Raw genomic sequence first — 16196 nt, forward strand, 5'->3', positions numbered from 1 at the left:
TGAGCGTAGGCCTGCAAGGCCGAAGTCGAAGGGCAGTCGTGACGCTTTGACTCAGTTTGCTGGCGCAAACCATGCTCAGCGCGAACGGTGTTTTCAGAACATCGAAGTGGCTGGTGCCCCGCTCGTCTCGACCACGACCGCACGCGAAGCAATGAAATCGCCAGTGATCATCTGTGCGTAGCTGGCGCCGGGACCCACCATCGGATACACGCCGGCGTCGGGGTCGATCATCACTTCGAGAAAGGCGGGCCCGTCGAAGGCGAGAAAGTCGGCGATGGTCGACTCCAGCATTTCGTTTCGCTCCAGCCGCCGCGCCCAACCGAAGCCATCCGCCTGCGCGGCGAGCACGAAGTCCTTCTTGTGCAGACTCTTGTCGGACGAGGCGAAGCGGCCCTTGAAGTACAGCTTCTGCCACTGCCGCACCATGCCGTCGCCGACGTTGTTCAGCACAACCACCTTCAACGGCAGGTTGTAGGTGGTGACCGTTTCCAGCTCGCCGATGTTCATGCGGATGCTGGCATCGCCGTCGATGTCGATGACCAGCTTGTCGCGATGGGCGAACTGCGCGCCGATCGCCGCGGGCAGGCCGAAACCCATCGTGCCCATCGATCCGGAGGTGAGCCAATGGCGCGGCGCGCGGAAGTCGAAATACTGCGCCGCCCACATCTGGTGCTGGCCGACGCCGGTGCTGACGATGGCGCGACCCTGCGTGTGGCGGTTGATCGCCTCGATCACCGCGTACGGCTGGATCAGCGCGCTGGCGCGGTCGTAGTTCATCGCATGCACGCGCTTCAGTTCCGCGACATGCGCATGCCAGGCGTCGAGGCTGGGCCGCAGGCCGTGCGCCTGGCCGTACGCAGTGAGTCGTTCGAGCGCGCGGGTGAGCGGACCGACGTGATGCCAGTCGACGCGCTTCACCTTGCCGATCTCGGCCGGGTCGATGTCGAGCTGGGCGATGAACCTGGCCCGCGGCGCAAACTTGTCCGGCACGCCGGCGACGCGGTCGTCAAAACGCGCGCCCAGCGTCAGCACGAAGTCGCAGTCCTCCACCGCGTAATTCGCGTACGCGGTGCCGTGCATGCCGAGCAGATGCAGGGCCAGTGGATCCGTCGTATCGAACCCACCCAGGCCCATCAGGGTGGTGGTGACCGGCAGGCCGAACGCATCGACGAAGGCGCGCAGCGCGTCAGCTGCCGTCGCGGCGATCACGCCGCCGCCGGCATAGATCAACGGACGCTTCGCCTGCATCAGCGCAGCGAAAAAGGCCGCGCAGTCGGCATCACCCAGTGTGGATTGCTCCACCGCACGCAGGCGCGCACGGTAGCCAGCCAGCGCCAGCTCGCCGCTGCCACGCCAGGCCAGCGCGGTGTTCTGCACGTCCTTGGGTACATCGACCACGACCGGTCCGGGCCGACCGCTGCGGGCCAGGGTGAAGGCGGCGCGCACCGTCGCTTCCAATTGCGTGGCATCGGTGACCAGAAACACATGCTTGGCGCACGCGCCCATGATGTTGCTGATCGGCGCTTCCTGGAACGCGTCGCTGCCGATCGATGCGGTGCCGACCTGGCCGCATATGACCACCATCGGGATCGAGTCGGCCATCGAATCGCGCACCGGCGTGACCATGTTGGTGGCACCCGGGCCCGAGGTGACCACGGCCACACCGACCCGGCCCGAGGCGCGCGAATAGCCGGCGGCCATGAAGCCCGCGCCCTGTTCGTTGGCCGGAACGACCAGCGGCATCGGCTCGCTGCCGTCGGCGCGCGGATGCTCCGCGTTGTAGCGGAACACGGCGTCGTACACCGGCAGGATGGCGCCGCCGGAATAGCCGAACATCACATCCACGCCTTCATCGGCGAGTACCTGCACGATCACCTCGGCGCCGCTCATGCTCTGGCCGGCAAGCGGATGCCGGTCGTGGGTGGTGTCGGCTTTCAGTGCTGGTGCATTCACGAGTGGAATTCCTCCGGGTGCGCTCCGTGGATCCCCCGGCGACAGGGGATCCACTGAACGGGTCAGCCCGCCTTCTTCAGCGGTGCGGCGGCGACGGGGGCGGGCGTGGGTTGCAGCCAGGGCATTTGCGCGCGCAATTTCGCGCCGACCTGCTCGATCGGGTGCTCGAGGTCGGCCTGCTTGAACTTTTTGTAGTTCGGCAGGCCGGCGGCGTATTCGGCCGTCCAGTTGCGCGCGAAGGTGCCGTCCTGGATGTCGGTGAGCACGTCCTTCATGCGCGCCTTCACGCCGGCATCGACCACCCGCGGGCCGCTGACGTAGTCGCCGTATTGCGCGGTCTCGGAGACAAACTCGAGCATCTTGCTCAGGCCGCCCTCGTAGAACAGGTCGACGATCAGCTTCAGTTCGTGCATCACCTCGTAATAGGCGATTTCCGGCTGGTAGCCGGCTTCCACCAGCGTCTCGAAGCCGGCAAGCACCAGCGAGCTGGCGCCACCGCACAGCACCGCCTGTTCGCCGAACAGATCGGTCTCGGTTTCTTCCTTGAAATCGGTCTTGATGATCATCGCGCGGCCGCCGCCGATGCCATCGGCATACGCCCTGGTTTTCGCCTCGGCATGGCCGCTGGCATCCTGGTGTACCGCCCAGATACAGGGTACGCCGCGGCCACGCTCGTACTCGGTGCGCACCAGCGCGCCCGGGCCCTTCGGCGCGACCAGGATCACGTCGATGTCGCTGCGCGGGTTGATCTGCTTGAAGTGCACGTTGAAGCCGTGGGCGAACAGCAGCGCCGCGCCGGACTTGATGTTTGGTTCGATCGCGTCGCGGTACAGCACCGGCTGCACCATGTCGGGGGTGAGCACGGCGACCAGGTCGGCGCCACGCACCGCCTCGGCCGGGTCGACCACGGTGAAGCCGTCGGCCTTGGCCTTGTGCGAGGTGGGTCCGTTCGGGCGCAGGCCGATCACAACGTCGAGGCCGGAGTCGCGCAGGTTGAGTGCGTGTGCGCGGCCCTGGCTGCCGTAGCCGAGAACGGCGATGCGGGAAGTGGCGAGAGTGCTGTTGGTGCTCATGCGGTGACTCCTTCGGTAACTGCAGCAGTGAGTGGTGTACGGATGGCGACGCGGGTGTCGGGGTGGGTCGTGGCACCGTCGGAGGCGGAGCCGACCAGCAAGGCGTATTTGGCCAGCGCGCCGCGGCTCACCTTCGGTGCCGGTGGTTGCCAGGTCTTGCGCCGCGCGACAAGGTCGGCATCGGTGCGCAGTTCGCGCTGGCCGGCATCGATGGCGATGTGGTCGCCGTCGCGCAGCAGCGCGATCGGGCCGCCGCGTGCCGCTTCCGGCGCGACGTGGCCGACCATGAAGCCGTGGGTGGCGCCGCTGAAGCGGCCGTCGGTGATCAGCGCCACGTCGTTGCCGAGGCCGCGGCCGACCAGGGCCGCGGTGACACCCAGCATCTCGCGCATGCCCGGTCCGCCGGCGGGGCCTTCGTTGCGGATCACCAGCACGTCACCGGCGCGGATGCGGTCGCCCTGCACGGCGGCGAACGCTTCCTCCTCGCTCTCGAACACGCGGGCGGTCCCTTCGAAGCTGCCGCTCTTGCCCGGAATCTTCAGGATGCAGCCCTCGGGCGCCAGGTTGCCGTACAGGATCGAGTAGCCGCCGCGCGGCTTCAATGGATCGCTGACCGGATGCACCACGCCCTGCGCTTCCGCGCGGGGTGCTTCCGCCACTTCAGTGAACAGCGAACGGCCGGTGATGGTGGGTGCGTCCTCCAGCATGCCGGCGGCAATCAGTTCCTGCGCCACCCGCGCGCTGCCACCGGCGCCGAACAGTTCGACCGCGGTGTAACGGCCGCTGGGAAGCAGGTCGGCGATCACTGGCGTGTGCACGGAAGCCGGCTCGAAATCCTCCAGCGTCCACTCGACGCCGGCCTCGCGTGCAATCGCCAGCAGGTGCAGCACTGCATTGGTGGAGCCGGCGGTGGCCGCGACCATGCGCGCGGCATTGCGCATCGAGGTGCGCGTAATCAGTTCGCGCGGGGTACGGTTCTCGCGCAGGCATTCCATCACCAGCTCGCCACAGCGGAACGCTGCCGCGACCTTGGCCGGATGAGTGGCCGGGATGTCGTTGAAGCCCAATGGCGACAGCCCCAGCGTGGTCAGCACCATGGCCATCGTGTTGGCGGTGAACTGGCCGCCGCAGGCGCCGGCGCCCGGACAGGCATCACGCTCGACCGACGTCAGTTCCTCGTCGCTGATCTTGCCCGCGCCATGCGCGCCGACCGCTTCGAACACCTGCTGGATGGTGATCGGGTGGTTGTCGTGGGTGCCGTGCGCGATGGAGCCGCCATACAGCGCCACGCCCGGGATGTTCAGTCGCGCCAGCGCCATCGCCGCGGCCGGAATGGTCTTGTCGCAACCGCACAGCACCACCACCGCGTCCAGGCAATGGCCGTCCACCGCCAGCTCGATCGAGTCGGTGATCACCTCGCGACTGATCAGCGAGAAGCGCATGCCGGGCGTACCCATCGCGATGCCGTCAGTGACCGCGATGGTGTTGAACTCCACCGGCGTGCCGCCGGCGGCACGAATGCCGGCCGCGGCCTCCACCGCCAGCTCGCGCAGGTTGAGGTTGCACGGGCTCACATTCGACCAGGTGTGCACCACCGCGACCAGCGGTCGCGCGATCGCCTCGTCGTCCAGTCCGGTGGCGCGCAGCATGGCGCGGGCGGGGGCACGGTCGGGACCGCTCTTGATCAGGTCACTGCGCATGGCGATTCCACGGGCTGAAGAAAAAAAGCGCCCCCGGCGTGCGGAGGGAGGTGGCCAGGACGGGACAGGGAGCGGCGCCATCACGGCGACCACGAACCGACCGTGCCGATCGCACGCAGGGGGCAGCAGAAAAGGCGGACACGTCCTTGTATCCGCTGGGGGAAACTGACGGGCTCAGCCGCATGCGCGTGCTCCACAGAAGAACGCGGCGGTGCTGTCGGCGTGATCCTCGATCGCGGCCAGCACGGCGTCGCGCACTTCGTCGGTGCCGGCGCTGCCGCCGATGTCGCGACTGTGTGGCCCGTGGCGCAGCACCTGCTCCACCGCGGACTCCACCGCGATCGCCTCGGCTTCCAGGCCCAGCGAATGGCGCAGCAGCAACGCGGCGGAAAGAATCGCGCCGACCGGGTTGGCCACGCCTTTCCCGGCGATGTCCGGGGCCGAGCCGTGGATCGGTTCGTACAAGCCGGCCTTGCCGTCGCCCAGCGATGCCGAGGGCAGCAGCCCCAGCGAGCCGGCCAATGCCGCGGCCTCGTCGGTGAGGATGTCGCCGAACAGGTTCTCGGTGACCACCACGTCGTAGCGGTTCGGCTGGGTCAGCAGCAGCATCGCCATCGAGTCGACCAGCTGATGCTCGACCTTCACGTCGGGGTAGTCGGCGGCGATACGCTGCACCGTGCTGCGCCACAGCCGCGAGGTTTCCAGCACGTTGGCCTTGTCGACCGAGGTGAGATGCTGGCGACGGCCGCGCGCCAGTTCGAAGGCGTGACGCACCACCCGTTCGATCTCGGCGACGGTGTATTTGCACTCGTCGGTCGCGGTATCCGCGGTGCGCGTCTTCGCGCCGAAATAGGCGCCGCCGGTGAGTTCGCGCACGAACAACACGTCGACGTGTTTCAGTCGATCGTTCTTCAGCGGCGACAGGTTGGCCAGCGACGGATGCACCTGCAGCGGACGCAGGTTGGCGTAGACAGCAAGCGCGGCGCGCAAGGCCAGCAGGCCCTGCTCGGGCCGTACCGGCGCATTCGGATCGGACCATTTGGGCCCACCGACGGCGCCCAGCAACACCGCATCGGCGGCCTGGCATGCTGCCAGCGACGCGGCCGGCAGCGGCTCGCCGGTGGTGTCGATCGCGCTGCCACCAATCAGTTGTTCGTCGAAACTGAACTCGTGTTCGTAGCGCTTGGCCACGGTGTTCAACACGGCGACTGCGGCGGCGGTGACTTCGGGGCCGACGCCATCGCCGGGCAGGGTAACGATATGCGCCTTCATGCCGCTTGCTCCTGATGCTGTTGTTCGTAGGAAGTGATGGCCTCTGCTTGCTGCATCAGGTAGCCCAGTTGATCGACGCCGTTGAGCAGGCAGTGCCGCGCGAACGCTTCCAGCCGGAATGGAATGCGTCCGCCATCGGGCAGCGCGATGAACTGCTCGCGCACGTCGATGGTCAGTTCGATGCCGGGGTGCTTCAGCAGCCAGCGATGCTCCAGCTCGTCGATCACGATCGCCAGCAGGCCGTTCTTCAGCGCGTTGCCGCGGAAGATGTCCGCGATCTCGCTGCACAGCACGGCGTGGATGCCGTAGTCGAGCAATGCCCATGGCGCATGCTCGCGCGACGAACCGCAACCGAAATTGCGCCCGGCCACCAGGATCGAACAGCCACGTGCCGCCGCCTGATTCAACGGAAACGCCGGGTTGTCGCTGCCGTCGGCCTGGTAGCGCCAGTCGTGGAAGCACAACTTGCCCAGTCCTTCGCGCGTGGTGGTGGTAAGGAAGCGCGCCGGGATGATGCGGTCGGTGTCAATGTTCTCGTCGGCCAGCACGGCGGTGCGGGAGTGAAGGCGGCTGATGGGCTGCATCAATGAAATTCCTCGCTTCTTGCGGTGGTCTCCTCTCCCCTGTGGGGAGAGGATTGAGGTGAGGGGCGGGTGCTCGCGAGGGAGGTGATCAGAACGGGCGTTGATGTGGCTTCTGCATTAGCGTGGCCCCTCAACCCACCTCTCTCCCCGGAGGGGAGAGGGAGGGAACGCGGAGAGCCGCTATTGAATGAGAGCGCGCTCACGCCGCCACCTCCACCAGGTACTCGCGCGGATCGGCAATCCGCCCGGCGATCGCCGACGCGGCGGCGGTGGCCGGGCTGGCCAGCACGGTGCGGGCACCCTTGCCCTGGCGGCCCTCGAAATTGCGGTTGGAGGTACTCACCACCAGTTGCCCGGGCTGCGCGAGGTCACCATTCATCGCGATGCACATCGAACAACCCGGCTCGCGCCACTCGGCACCGGCGGCGGTGAACACGTGGTGCAGACCCTCGCGCTCGGCGTCGCGGCGCACCGCTTCGGAGCCGGGCACCACCAGCATGCGCACGCCGCTGGCGATGCGTCGGCCATGCAGCACGCGCGCCGCCTCGCGCAGGTCCGACAGGCGCGAGTTGGTGCAGCTGCCGACGAATACCACGTCGACCGGCGTGCCCTGCATCGGCTGGCCGGGCTTGCTCTGCATGTAGTCCAGTGCGCGGCGCTCCTGTGCATTGTTCGCGGCGGGCACCGGCGCATCCATCGCGATCGCCATGCCGGGATGGGTGCCGTAGGTGACGGTCGGTTTCACCGTCGTTGCGTCGATGCGCACTTCACGGTCGTAGGTCGCCCCGTCGTCGCTGCGCAGCTCGCGCCATGTCGCCACCGCGGCGTCCCATGCCGCGCCCTGCGGTACGCGCGGGCGGCCTTTCAGCCATCCAAACGTGGTCTCGTCCGGCGCGATCAGCCCGGCGCGTGCGCCGGCCTCGATCGACATGTTGCAGGCGGTCATGCGCTCGTCCATCGACAGCGCCTCGATCGCCGCGCCGCGGTACTCCAGCACGTAACCGGTGCCGCCATCGACGCCGATGGTGCCGATGATGTGCAGGATCAGGTCCTTCGCACTCACGCCGGCAGGCAAGGAGCCGTCCACATGAATCGCCATCGTCTTCGGCTTGCGCTGCAGCAGGCACTGCGTGGCCATCACATGGCCGACTTCGGTGGTGCCGATGCCGAACGCCAGCGCGCCGAACGCACCATGCGTGGAGGTGTGGCTGTCACCGCAGACGATGGTCATGCCCGGCTGGGTGGCGCCCAGCTCGGGGCCGATCACGTGCACGATGCCGCGGTCGGCGCTGTCCCAGCCATGCAACTCGACGCCAAACTCGCGACAGTTGGCCTCCAACTGCGCGACCTGCGCCTGCGCCTCGGCGTTTGCATACGGCCGGCTGCCATCGGCCTTCGTCGGCAGGGTCGGGGTGGAATGGTCCAGCGTGGCCAGCATGCGGTCGGGCCGGCGCAGCGGCAGTCCCCGTTGGCGCAGTTCGCTGAACGCCTGCGGCGAGGTGACCTCATGCACCAGGTGCAGTTCGACGTAGATCACCGCGGGTGTGTCGGCGCTTTCCGCCGCGACCACATGGGCGTCCCAGATCTTCTCGAAAAGCGTCTGACCACTCATGCCGCGACCTCCGTGGTGGCCGGCTGTTGATGAGGAGTCCGGCCATGGACGCCGGGTTGTTGATCTTTGCGGTCAGCGGCGACCGCACTGACAAACTCCAGCCAGTTCCAGCGATCTTCGGTGCGACCGTCGAACAGGCCGAAGAATGCCTGCTGCAACTGCTTCGTCACCGGTCCGGGCGCGCCCTTGCCGATGGCTTTGCGATCGACCGAGCGCACCGGCGTGATCTCGGCGGCGGTGCCGGTCATGAACACTTCGTCGGCGGAATACAGCGCTTCTCGCGGCAGCTCGCGCTCTTCCACGGTCATGCCGAGATCGGCAGCCAGGGTGATCACGCTGTCGCGGGTGATGCCGGCGAGGATGCCCGCGCTGGACGGCGGGGTGAGCAACTTGCCGCGCTTGACCAGGAAAATGTTCTCGCCGGCGCCTTCGCTGAGCAGACCGTTGTGGCCCAGCGCGATGCCTTCGTCATAGCCGTTGCGACGCGCCTCCAGCCCGACCAGCTGGCTGTTGAGGTAGTTGCCGCCGGCCTTGGCCCAGCTCGGGATGGTGTTGGGCGCAGGGCGGTTCCACGAGGACACGCAGACATCGGCGCCACGCTCGGCCGCCTCGCCCAGATACGCACCCCAGTTCAGTGCGATCAGCGCCACCTCGACCGGTGCGCCTTCCTTCGCCAGCACGCCCAGTCCATCGGCACCGCGAAACACGATCGGCCGCACATAGGCCGACGGCATCGCGTTGGCGCGGATCAGTTCCAGGCAGGCGGCGTTGATCTGGTCTTCGCTGTAACCAACCTCGATTTCATAGACGCGAGCTGACTCGAACAAGCGTCGGGTGTGATCGGCCAGGCGAAAATAGGCTGGTCCGTGCGGCGTGGCATAGACGCGCTCGCCCTCGAATACCGACGATCCATAGTGCAGCGCGTGTGCGCTGACGTGGACGTTGGCGTCGGCCCAGGGTTTGATCTGCCCGTTGTGCCAGAGGAAAGGTGTGTGATTCATGCAGTGGCTCCGCGGGTATGCGTCACGGTGGCGACGGTGGCCGGCGTCTGACGTTCGATACGGTTGACGATGACCAGGGCAGCCAGTGCGGCGGCCTCGACGATGTCGGTGCTGCTGCCGTGGCCGCGCCAGGTCCGCGCGGCATGACGGGCGCTCAGTTGCGCATGGCCCTGGGCGTCGGCGCCTTCGCCCAGCGCGTCGATCTGGAAGCGGGTCAGTTCCAGCGGTGTGCCGGTGGCGCGTTCGATCGCACGCAGCACCGCATCCACCGGACCGTCGCCGATCGCCGCTTCGCCGATCTGGTGGCCGTCGTCATGACGCAGCTTCACCGACGCGGACGCGCTGCCGCCGAGGTGGGAGTTGGCGTGCAGTTGCACCAGATGCCATGGGCCGGTGGCATGCGGGTCGTGACCCAGCGCCAGTGCTTCCAGGTCTTCGTCGTGCAGCTCGCGGCCATGATCGGCCAGCGTCTTGAAGCGAATGAAAATATCGTCCAGCGCGGCATCGTCCGGGGTGTAGCCCATCGCCTGCAGGCGTTGGCGCAACGCGGCACGGCCGGAATGCTTGCCCATCACCAGACTGGTTTCGGCGATGCCGACATCCTGCGGCTGCATGATTTCGTAGGTGCCGCGATGCTTCAGCATGCCGTGCTGGTGGATGCCGGACTCATGCGCAAACGCATTGGCGCCGACGATCGCCTTGTTGCGCGGCACCGCCTGACCCGTAAGTTCGGTGAGCAAGCGCGAAGTCGGGTACAACTGGCGCGTGTCGATGCGGGTGTCGACGCCGAAGTGCGGAGCGCGCACCTTCAGCGCCATCACCACTTCCTCCAGCGCGGCGTTGCCGGCGCGCTCGCCGATGCCGTTGATGGTGCACTCGACCTGTCGTGCGCCGGCGCTCACCGCGGCCAGGCTGTTGGCCACCGCCATGCCGAGGTCATCGTGGCAATGGCTGGAGAAGATCACCTTCTCCGCACCGACCACGTGGCGGCGCAGATACTCGAACAACGCGATGATTTCAGACGGCGTGGTGTAGCCGACGGTGTCGGGCGCGTTCAGCGTGGTGGCGCCGGCGGCGACCGCAGCGCTGAACACCTCGGCCAGGAATTCGGGTTCGGTGCGCAGCGCGTCCTCGGCGGAAAACTCCACCTCGTGGCACAGGTCGCGAGCCCGTTCGATCGCACGCACCGTGGTGTCCAGCACCTGCGCCTTGCTCATGCCCAGCTTGTGTTCGCGATGCAGCGGACTGGTCGACAGGAACAGGTGGATGCGCGAATGGCGGGCTGCCTGCAAGGCGCGGGCGGCACGGTCGATGTCGCCATCCTGGCACCGCGCCAACCCGCATACCGTGGTGGTTTTCAACGCCGCAGCGATTTCCGCGACTGCAGCAAAATCGTCTGGTGAAGCCTGCGGAAAGCCCGCTTCCAGCACGTCCACACCGAGCGCCTCGAGCTGTTGCGCCATGCGCAATTTCGCGCGCCGGTCCATCGAGAAGCCGGGCGCCTGCTCGCCGTCACGCAAGGTGGTGTCGAAGATCCGCACGCGTTCGGCGACTACGTCGTCGTCGCTGATCGGGTCCTTTTTCTGGTCGGGATTTTTCATCATGGCTCCGCTGTGGGCGGTGCCGAGAGCACAAAAAAACCCCGCATCCGTTTCCGGGTGCGGGGTACTTTGGGAGTCTTCAGGTTATTTCTTGTTTACCTGGACACATGCCCTCAGCCCGCACCTCCGTTGGTAATAAGGAGTACGAGTACGAGGGCAAGGAGAAGCGTGCCGCGAGCCTGCAGCAGGCCGGCAACCGTCGTGAGACGATTTCCCTTGGCGATGCTGTGGTGGCTGTTGCGCTGCGACATGTGATCGAACGTACGGCAGTTCAAATGGACTTGTCAATACATTTCTTTTGCTTCGCCGAAATTTGTGTGGGATGCCACACATTCGGACGTCCAGATGTCCAGACGAAAACGACGTTGACTGTGCTGGAAGTGTGCTTCACGCGAAACGTCACCCTTCAGCCGGTTCCTTTCCGCGACCCAGAAGGGTGAGAGGACTCCCCGAGCCGACCCAGCACTTCAGTCCCGGTCGCTGGGTGACTCCTTCGACGACGCACGTGCCTGCCGGCCGTGGTAGGCAATGAGGAGATGGTTGGCCAGCACATAATCCTTGTTTGCCAGCGCTTTCTGGAGCATGGCGGCGACTTCCTGACTGCTCTTTCCCCGCAGCGATACAGGCACGCCGTTGCCGGCAGGCTCCATGCGATAGGCGCCGGCTACCGCTTCAGCGGCTTGCGGCGTCAGGCCGAGGGTCTGCCAAGCCTGCGCCAGACGGGCCCGGTGTTCCTTCAGCTGTGCGACGGCATTGGCATCACTGATCTGATTGTTAGTCATTTCACTGGACAGCATTTGCCGACTGCGTATTTCATTTTGCTGGAGATTGGCAGCCGGGTGCATCTGTGCCAGCGCGCTCCGCGGTTCGATGGTGGCGGCCGCAAGCGCGACCAGAACGCCAAAAGCGAGGTTTGCCTTCATGTGTTTTCTCCCGCGACAAGTCCGACCCCGTAACACTTCTGGCCAGACCGCTTTCCGCATAAAGGCGCGCGCGTTCTGACCAAGGTGACAGTACTCTGAAACTCGGTTTTGATCAGTGCTTCACGGACACGTTCACGCACCCCCAGCCCTTTCGCCTGCGCCACATGATGCAGGGAGCTTGCCTGTCGCGGGCGCCGTCAGTGCATGCCATCCGGCGATGTGTCCGCTCCGAGCATCGAGCGCTTGGTCTGGAAGTCGATCAGAGTCTGGTTGGCCAGTAGATAGTCTTTTTTGGCCAGCGACGTGCGGATCAGTGCGGCAATCTCTTCGTCCGATTTTCCCTGCAGCGAGACGCGCCGAGCGTTTAACGAGAAATTCGGCTGATACGCCGCCGCAACCATCTTCGCTGCTGGCGGCGACAGGCCCAAGGCCTGCCAAGCCTCGGCAAGTTTCGCGCGCAGCTTGGTCAGGTTGCCCAGGGAATTGATGGCGGTCTGGTGGTCGTTTTTTTGCAGGCTGTTGTAGAGGCTAGCCCGCGAACGCATGGCGTTCTGCTGGAGGTTGTATGCCGATTGCGAGAGCCTGCTTGCGTCAGAGCCCTTGTTTGCATCCGATTCCTGGGCATGGAGCGCTGGTGAGACCAGGACGGCGACGGCCAGTGCGATCGTGAATTTGTTCATGTGGTGATCCCTCCTTAGATAGAGTGAAATTCGCCGGTAAGCAGCCGAGGAGCGATGACTCCTCACAGCTGGCTGGCTTCGATCGATCCGCACAAGTTCACGAGCTGCAGTAGGAAAATTAATCCTCTCGATGACTCAGCGCAAGCAGGGAAGTACTCGGCAAGTTCTTGCGATCAGCCGGGTCTGGCCGGATCGACGAACACCATCGCGGTTGTTCAGAAGGAGTTCGTCGCATAGCTCGTTGGCGATCGTCGCAACCACTGTCCCAGCGCGATGTCTTCGGCGGCCAGGGCTTCGCTCGAAGCCGGCCGGTTGAGCAGCGCCACCAAGGCCGGTGGCACGGTGATCGGGTGGCCCAGCAGCGGCTCCAGCACGGTTTCGAACTTTGCCGGGTGAGCAGTGGCGACTACGGTCCAGGGATGGGCGTCACTTGCTGGCGAGCGGTCGAGCAGGGCGAACGCCGTGGCTGTGTGGGGGCAAACGAGCTCGCCATGCGCACTGGCATGGTGGAGTACGGTGGCACGGATGGTGTCATCGTCCACGCTCTCGGCGTGGAGTATCTCGCGCAGTTGCGCGTCGTCGGGAAACGTCCAGCGCAGGCGCTCGAAATTGCTCGGTGCGCCTACGTCCATCGCATTGGCGATGGTGGCAATTGCCTCGCGCGGACGATAGGCGTTGCCGGCAAAAAAATCGGGCAAGGTGGCGTTTGCATTGCAGGCCAGACGTACTTCGCCGATCGGCAGGCCCAAAGCGCGCACCCACAGGCAGGCCATGGCGTTGCCAAGGTTGCCGGTGGGTACGATGAAGTTGAGCGGGGCACCGTGTTCGCGCCACCAGCCCAGCGCGGCGTGCGCGTAGTAACTCATTTGCGGTAGCAGGCGACCGAGGCTGATGCTGTTGGCCGACGACATGGGCACTTCGGCCTGCAGTGCCGCGTCGTTGAGCGCCGCCTTCACCATGCGCTGGCAGTCGTCGAAACGCCCGGCCACGCGCAGCGCGCTGACGTTGTCGCCGAAACATCCAAGCTGATGTGCCTGGCGCGGCGAGACGAGTCCATCGGGATACAGGATCACCACGCGTACACCTGGCTGGCGGTGGAACGCCGCCGCCACCGCCGCGCCGGTGTCGCCGGAGGTGGCGACCAGGATCGTCAGCGGTCGTGGATCCTGCCGCGGTAGCCGGCGTATAAAGGCGGCGAGAAAGCGCGCGCCGAAATCCTTGAATGCCGAAGTCGGGCCGTGGAACAGCTCCAGCAGAAGCGTGTGGGGATGCGCCGGCATGGTCCGCAGCGGCGCGTCGAAGGTGAACGCCTCGGCGCAGATCGCCGGCAGATCGTCGGCCAGTGCATCGCCCGCGAAGAACGGCGCCAGCAAGGTGGTGGCGGTGTCGGCCAGCGAACCGCGCGGGTCGAAGGCAGCCGGATCCAGCGATGGCAGGGCCTCGGGCACGTACAGCCCGCCGTCGGGGGCGAGGCCCGCGGCGATCGCGGCGCTGATCGGGACGCTCGGGCTGATGCCGCGCGTGCTGGGGTAGCGAAGAGGTGCCGGGCTCATGCCGAGACCCTGCATGCCGTCGCAGGGCGGGCAGTGCCCGTCGCTCTTGCAGCGGCCTTCGGGAAGAAACCGGCGGGCAGTGCCCGCCCTGCGGTCGTCATGGCTGCGCCTCCGCGTCGAGCGAATCGATCAGCGCGGCGGCCGGCCCGTTGATCGGCGACACCCAGGCATCGCTGCCCAGTCCGGCCTCGGCGAACGCCGCCTGCATCGCCATGCTGGCCGTTTCGGCATCGGCGCGGTTGTCGTACCAGCCGAATACGCTGGGGCCGGCACCGGAGATGCTGGCGCCGAGTGCATGGTGGTCGAGCGCAGCCTGCTTCACCCGCGCGAAGTTCGGAATCAGCGGCGCACGCCGCGGCTCCACCAGCACGTCCTTCAGGCCTTCGCGTACCAGCGAGGCATCGCCGCGCCAGCAGCCAGTTAGCACCAGCGCGAGGTGGGTGCTCTGTGCCACGAACTCTCCGAGTTCGTAGTGGCCGGCGAGAGCGGCGCGCGCCCTGCGGGTTTCCAGCACGACGTGCGGATGCACCAATGCGCAATGCCACGCGTCGGGCACGTCGATGCGCAGCAGCCGATCATGCGTGGCTAGCACCAGGCCACCAAGCAACATCGAACCGAGGTTGTCGCCATGGCGGCTGCCGCTGGCCACGGCCTCGCCGTCCAGCGCGAACGCGTACAGCGCCTCGCGCGAAAGCGGTTCGTCCAGCAGCGCGTTGGCAGCCACCAGCGCGGCCACGCACGAGGCGGCCGAGCCGCCCATGCCCGAACCCAGCGCGATGCCCTTGTCCAATACCAGTTCGAAACCCCAAGGCAGGTCGAGCGCGGCGCGCAGCGAGAGCAGGGCCGTGCCGGCGGTGTTCTCACGGGGATCGGTGGGCAGCCCGCTGACGCAGCCGTGGATCGCGGCGATGCGCACCAGCGGCTCGTCGATCCGGCGTACCCGGGCGCGATCGCCGGCACCGGCCACGCTGTGACCGAGCAGATCGAAGCCGACGCCGACGTTGCCGACGCTGGCGGGAGCGAAGGCGCAGGCTGCCTGCGAGCGTTCGACGGGAAGCGATGAGACCATGACGGGTTCCGGCAGGAAGGGGTTCATGCACGCGGCTCCAGTGACTCGGCGATGCGCAGCACGTCGGTGAACACGCCGGCGGCGGTCACTTCCGGACCGGCGCCGGGGCCTTGCACCGACAGCGGATTATCGCAGTAGCGGCGGGTGGTGAACTGCACGATGTTGTCGGTCAGTCGCGTGTGCGCGAACGCATGGCTGGCCGGCAGCACCTGCAGCCGCACGCTGGCGTGGCCGTGACGATCCAGCCGGGCCACATGACGCAGCACGCCACCTTCGGCGCGAGCTTCGGCCAGGCGTGCCGCCATCGGCGCGTCCAGCTCGTCCAGTTGCCGCATGAACTCGTTGCGCGACAGCGCGGCGAGCGTGGGTGGCACCAACCCCTCCAGGTCGACATCTTCCAGCGACAGCGGCCAGCCCGCTTCGCGCGCCAGAATCACCAGCTTGCGCGCCACGTCGAGCCCGGAAAGATCATCGCGCGGATCCGGTTCGGTATAGCCCAGTGCATGCGCTTCGCGCACCAGCGAGGAGAAGGGCTGCTGGCCGTCGTGGCGGTTGCACAGCCATGCCAGCGTGCCGGAAAACATGCCGTCCACGCCCAGCAGCTCGTCGCCGGTATCGAGCAGATCGCGCAAGGTCTGCACCACTGGCAGGCCAGCACAGACGGTCGCCTCGTAGCGAAAGCGCGCGCCACCGGCGCAGGCGGCGCGGATCGCCTGCCAGCGCGGCAGCGGCCCGCTGCCGGCCAGCTTGTTGGGTGTCACCACGTGCAGGCCTGCGGCGAGCCAGCGTGGATAGTGGGCGGCCACCTCGTCGTTCGCGCTGCAATCGATCAGCAGCGCGTGCCGACCATCGGCGCCACGCACGTGGTCGGCAAACGCATCAAGATCATTCGGTCGCCAGATCTGGGCGCCGTCGTGACGGCTGTTGAGCTCGGCATCGTCGCAGTCCAGCCACATGCGCTTGCTGGCCACCACGCCGCAGAGCTTCAGTTCCAGTCCGCTGTCCCGCGCCAGTCGCGTCTGCGCGGCGCGCAGTTGTTCCAGCAACGCGCTACCGACGCGACCGGGGCCGATCACCCCGATCGCCAGCAAACGCCGCGGCGCGGTGCCCGTGCGTGGCATCGACAACGGTGGCAACTTGAAATGCTTGGCTTGCTCGGGTGCACAGGTGATCAC

At 66.7% G+C, this 16196-nt stretch carries 14 protein-coding genes; 1 reads left to right on the plus strand and 13 read right to left on the minus strand.

Annotation, left to right across the window (positions count from 1 at the left end; all coding sequences use genetic code 11):
* Positions 1–93: 93 nt before the first annotated feature.
* The 8 genes from ilvB to ACVWWQ_RS13300 form a co-directional block, all read right to left on the minus strand.
* The gene (gene ilvB, locus ACVWWQ_RS13265) at positions 94–1953 is read right to left on the minus strand and encodes a biosynthetic-type acetolactate synthase large subunit (RefSeq protein ID WP_133948795.1); all 1860 of its coding nucleotides are present in this window, start codon (positions 1951–1953) and stop codon (positions 94–96) included.
* Between the two features lie 62 nt (positions 1954–2015).
* The gene (gene ilvC, locus ACVWWQ_RS13270) at positions 2016–3026 is read right to left on the minus strand and encodes a ketol-acid reductoisomerase (RefSeq protein WP_133948793.1); all 1011 of its coding nucleotides are present in this window, start codon (positions 3024–3026) and stop codon (positions 2016–2018) included.
* Complete coding sequence (gene ilvD, locus ACVWWQ_RS13275; RefSeq protein WP_133948791.1) at positions 3023–4726, minus strand: dihydroxy-acid dehydratase; 1704 nt, start codon at positions 4724–4726, stop codon at positions 3023–3025. Before ilvD ends, ilvC begins: the two co-directional genes overlap by 4 nt.
* 174 nt (positions 4727–4900) lie before the next feature.
* Positions 4901–5998 carry a 3-isopropylmalate dehydrogenase gene (leuB, locus tag ACVWWQ_RS13280; RefSeq protein WP_133948789.1) on the minus strand — a complete coding sequence of 366 codons (1098 nt, stop codon included), beginning with the start codon at positions 5996–5998 and terminating at the stop codon, positions 4901–4903.
* Positions 5995–6582, minus strand: coding sequence for a 3-isopropylmalate dehydratase small subunit (gene leuD / locus ACVWWQ_RS13285; RefSeq protein ID WP_133948787.1), 588 nt, complete (start codon positions 6580–6582; stop codon positions 5995–5997). Before leuD ends, leuB begins: the two co-directional genes overlap by 4 nt.
* A gap of 199 nt (positions 6583–6781) precedes the next feature.
* Complete coding sequence (gene leuC, locus ACVWWQ_RS13290) at positions 6782–8194, minus strand: 3-isopropylmalate dehydratase large subunit (protein WP_133948785.1); 1413 nt, start codon at positions 8192–8194, stop codon at positions 6782–6784.
* Positions 8191–9195, minus strand: a complete 1005-nt coding sequence (locus ACVWWQ_RS13295; protein WP_133948783.1) for a branched-chain amino acid transaminase — start codon at positions 9193–9195, stop codon at positions 8191–8193. Before ACVWWQ_RS13295 ends, leuC begins: the two co-directional genes overlap by 4 nt.
* Entirely contained in the window at positions 9192–10796 is a 1605-nt protein-coding gene (locus tag ACVWWQ_RS13300; protein WP_457383427.1) for a 2-isopropylmalate synthase, read from the minus strand. The genes ACVWWQ_RS13295 and ACVWWQ_RS13300 overlap by 4 nt, the downstream gene beginning before the upstream one ends.
* Positions 10797–10903: 107 nt before the next feature.
* On the opposite strand from ACVWWQ_RS13300, the gene ACVWWQ_RS13305 reads away from it, so the two are divergent.
* Positions 10904–11236 carry a hypothetical protein gene (locus ACVWWQ_RS13305; RefSeq protein WP_133948779.1) on the plus strand — a complete coding sequence of 111 codons (333 nt, stop codon included), beginning with the start codon at positions 10904–10906 and terminating at the stop codon, positions 11234–11236.
* Between the two features lie 27 nt (positions 11237–11263).
* On the opposite strand, the gene ACVWWQ_RS13310 is transcribed toward ACVWWQ_RS13305, so the two are convergent.
* The 5 genes from ACVWWQ_RS13310 to ACVWWQ_RS13330 form a co-directional block, all read right to left on the minus strand.
* Positions 11264–11719 (minus strand): hypothetical protein, encoded by a 456-nt coding sequence (locus tag ACVWWQ_RS13310; RefSeq protein WP_133948777.1) that lies wholly within the window; start codon positions 11717–11719, stop codon positions 11264–11266.
* 197 nt (positions 11720–11916) lie between these two features.
* Positions 11917–12399: a hypothetical protein gene (locus ACVWWQ_RS13315; protein ID WP_133948775.1), complete on the minus strand. Its 483-nt coding sequence runs from the start codon at positions 12397–12399 to the stop codon at positions 11917–11919.
* A gap of 215 nt (positions 12400–12614) precedes the next feature.
* Positions 12615–13952 carry a threonine synthase gene (gene thrC, locus ACVWWQ_RS13320; RefSeq protein WP_133948773.1) on the minus strand — a complete coding sequence of 446 codons (1338 nt, stop codon included), beginning with the start codon at positions 13950–13952 and terminating at the stop codon, positions 12615–12617.
* Positions 13953–14049: 97 nt separating this feature from the next.
* On the minus strand, positions 14050–15021 hold the full coding sequence (locus ACVWWQ_RS13325; RefSeq protein ID WP_133948771.1) for a homoserine kinase: 972 nt from the start codon (positions 15019–15021) through the stop codon (positions 14050–14052).
* 23 nt (positions 15022–15044) lie between these two features.
* Complete coding sequence (locus tag ACVWWQ_RS13330) at positions 15045–16196, minus strand: homoserine dehydrogenase family protein (protein ID WP_133948769.1); 1152 nt, start codon at positions 16194–16196, stop codon at positions 15045–15047.

The sequence above is a fragment of the Rhodanobacter sp. TND4EL1 genome, assembly GCF_054061035.1.

Excerpts from the sequence above, each read along its gene's own strand:
- ilvC (WP_133948793.1), bottom strand. The coding sequence starts at position 3,026 with ATGAGCACCAACAGCACTCTCGCCACTTCCCGCATCGCCGTTCTCGGC.
- ilvD (WP_133948791.1), bottom strand. The coding sequence starts at position 4,726 with ATGCGCAGTGACCTGATCAAGAGCGGTCCCGACCGTGCCCCCGCCCGC.
- leuB (WP_133948789.1), bottom strand. The coding sequence starts at position 5,998 with ATGAAGGCGCATATCGTTACCCTGCCCGGCGATGGCGTCGGCCCCGAA.
- leuD (WP_133948787.1), bottom strand. The coding sequence starts at position 6,582 with ATGCAGCCCATCAGCCGCCTTCACTCCCGCACCGCCGTGCTGGCCGAC.
- leuC (WP_133948785.1), bottom strand. The coding sequence starts at position 8,194 with ATGAGTGGTCAGACGCTTTTCGAGAAGATCTGGGACGCCCATGTGGTC.
- ACVWWQ_RS13295 (WP_133948783.1), bottom strand. The coding sequence starts at position 9,195 with ATGAATCACACACCTTTCCTCTGGCACAACGGGCAGATCAAACCCTGG.
- ACVWWQ_RS13300 (WP_457383427.1), bottom strand. The coding sequence starts at position 10,796 with ATGAAAAATCCCGACCAGAAAAAGGACCCGATCAGCGACGACGACGTA.
- ACVWWQ_RS13305 (WP_133948779.1), top strand. The coding sequence starts at position 10,904 with ATGCCCTCAGCCCGCACCTCCGTTGGTAATAAGGAGTACGAGTACGAG.
- ACVWWQ_RS13310 (WP_133948777.1), bottom strand. The coding sequence starts at position 11,719 with ATGAAGGCAAACCTCGCTTTTGGCGTTCTGGTCGCGCTTGCGGCCGCC.
- ACVWWQ_RS13315 (WP_133948775.1), bottom strand. The coding sequence starts at position 12,399 with ATGAACAAATTCACGATCGCACTGGCCGTCGCCGTCCTGGTCTCACCA.
- thrC (WP_133948773.1), bottom strand. The coding sequence starts at position 13,952 with ATGAGCCCGGCACCTCTTCGCTACCCCAGCACGCGCGGCATCAGCCCG.
- ACVWWQ_RS13325 (WP_133948771.1), bottom strand. The coding sequence starts at position 15,021 with ATGGTCTCATCGCTTCCCGTCGAACGCTCGCAGGCAGCCTGCGCCTTC.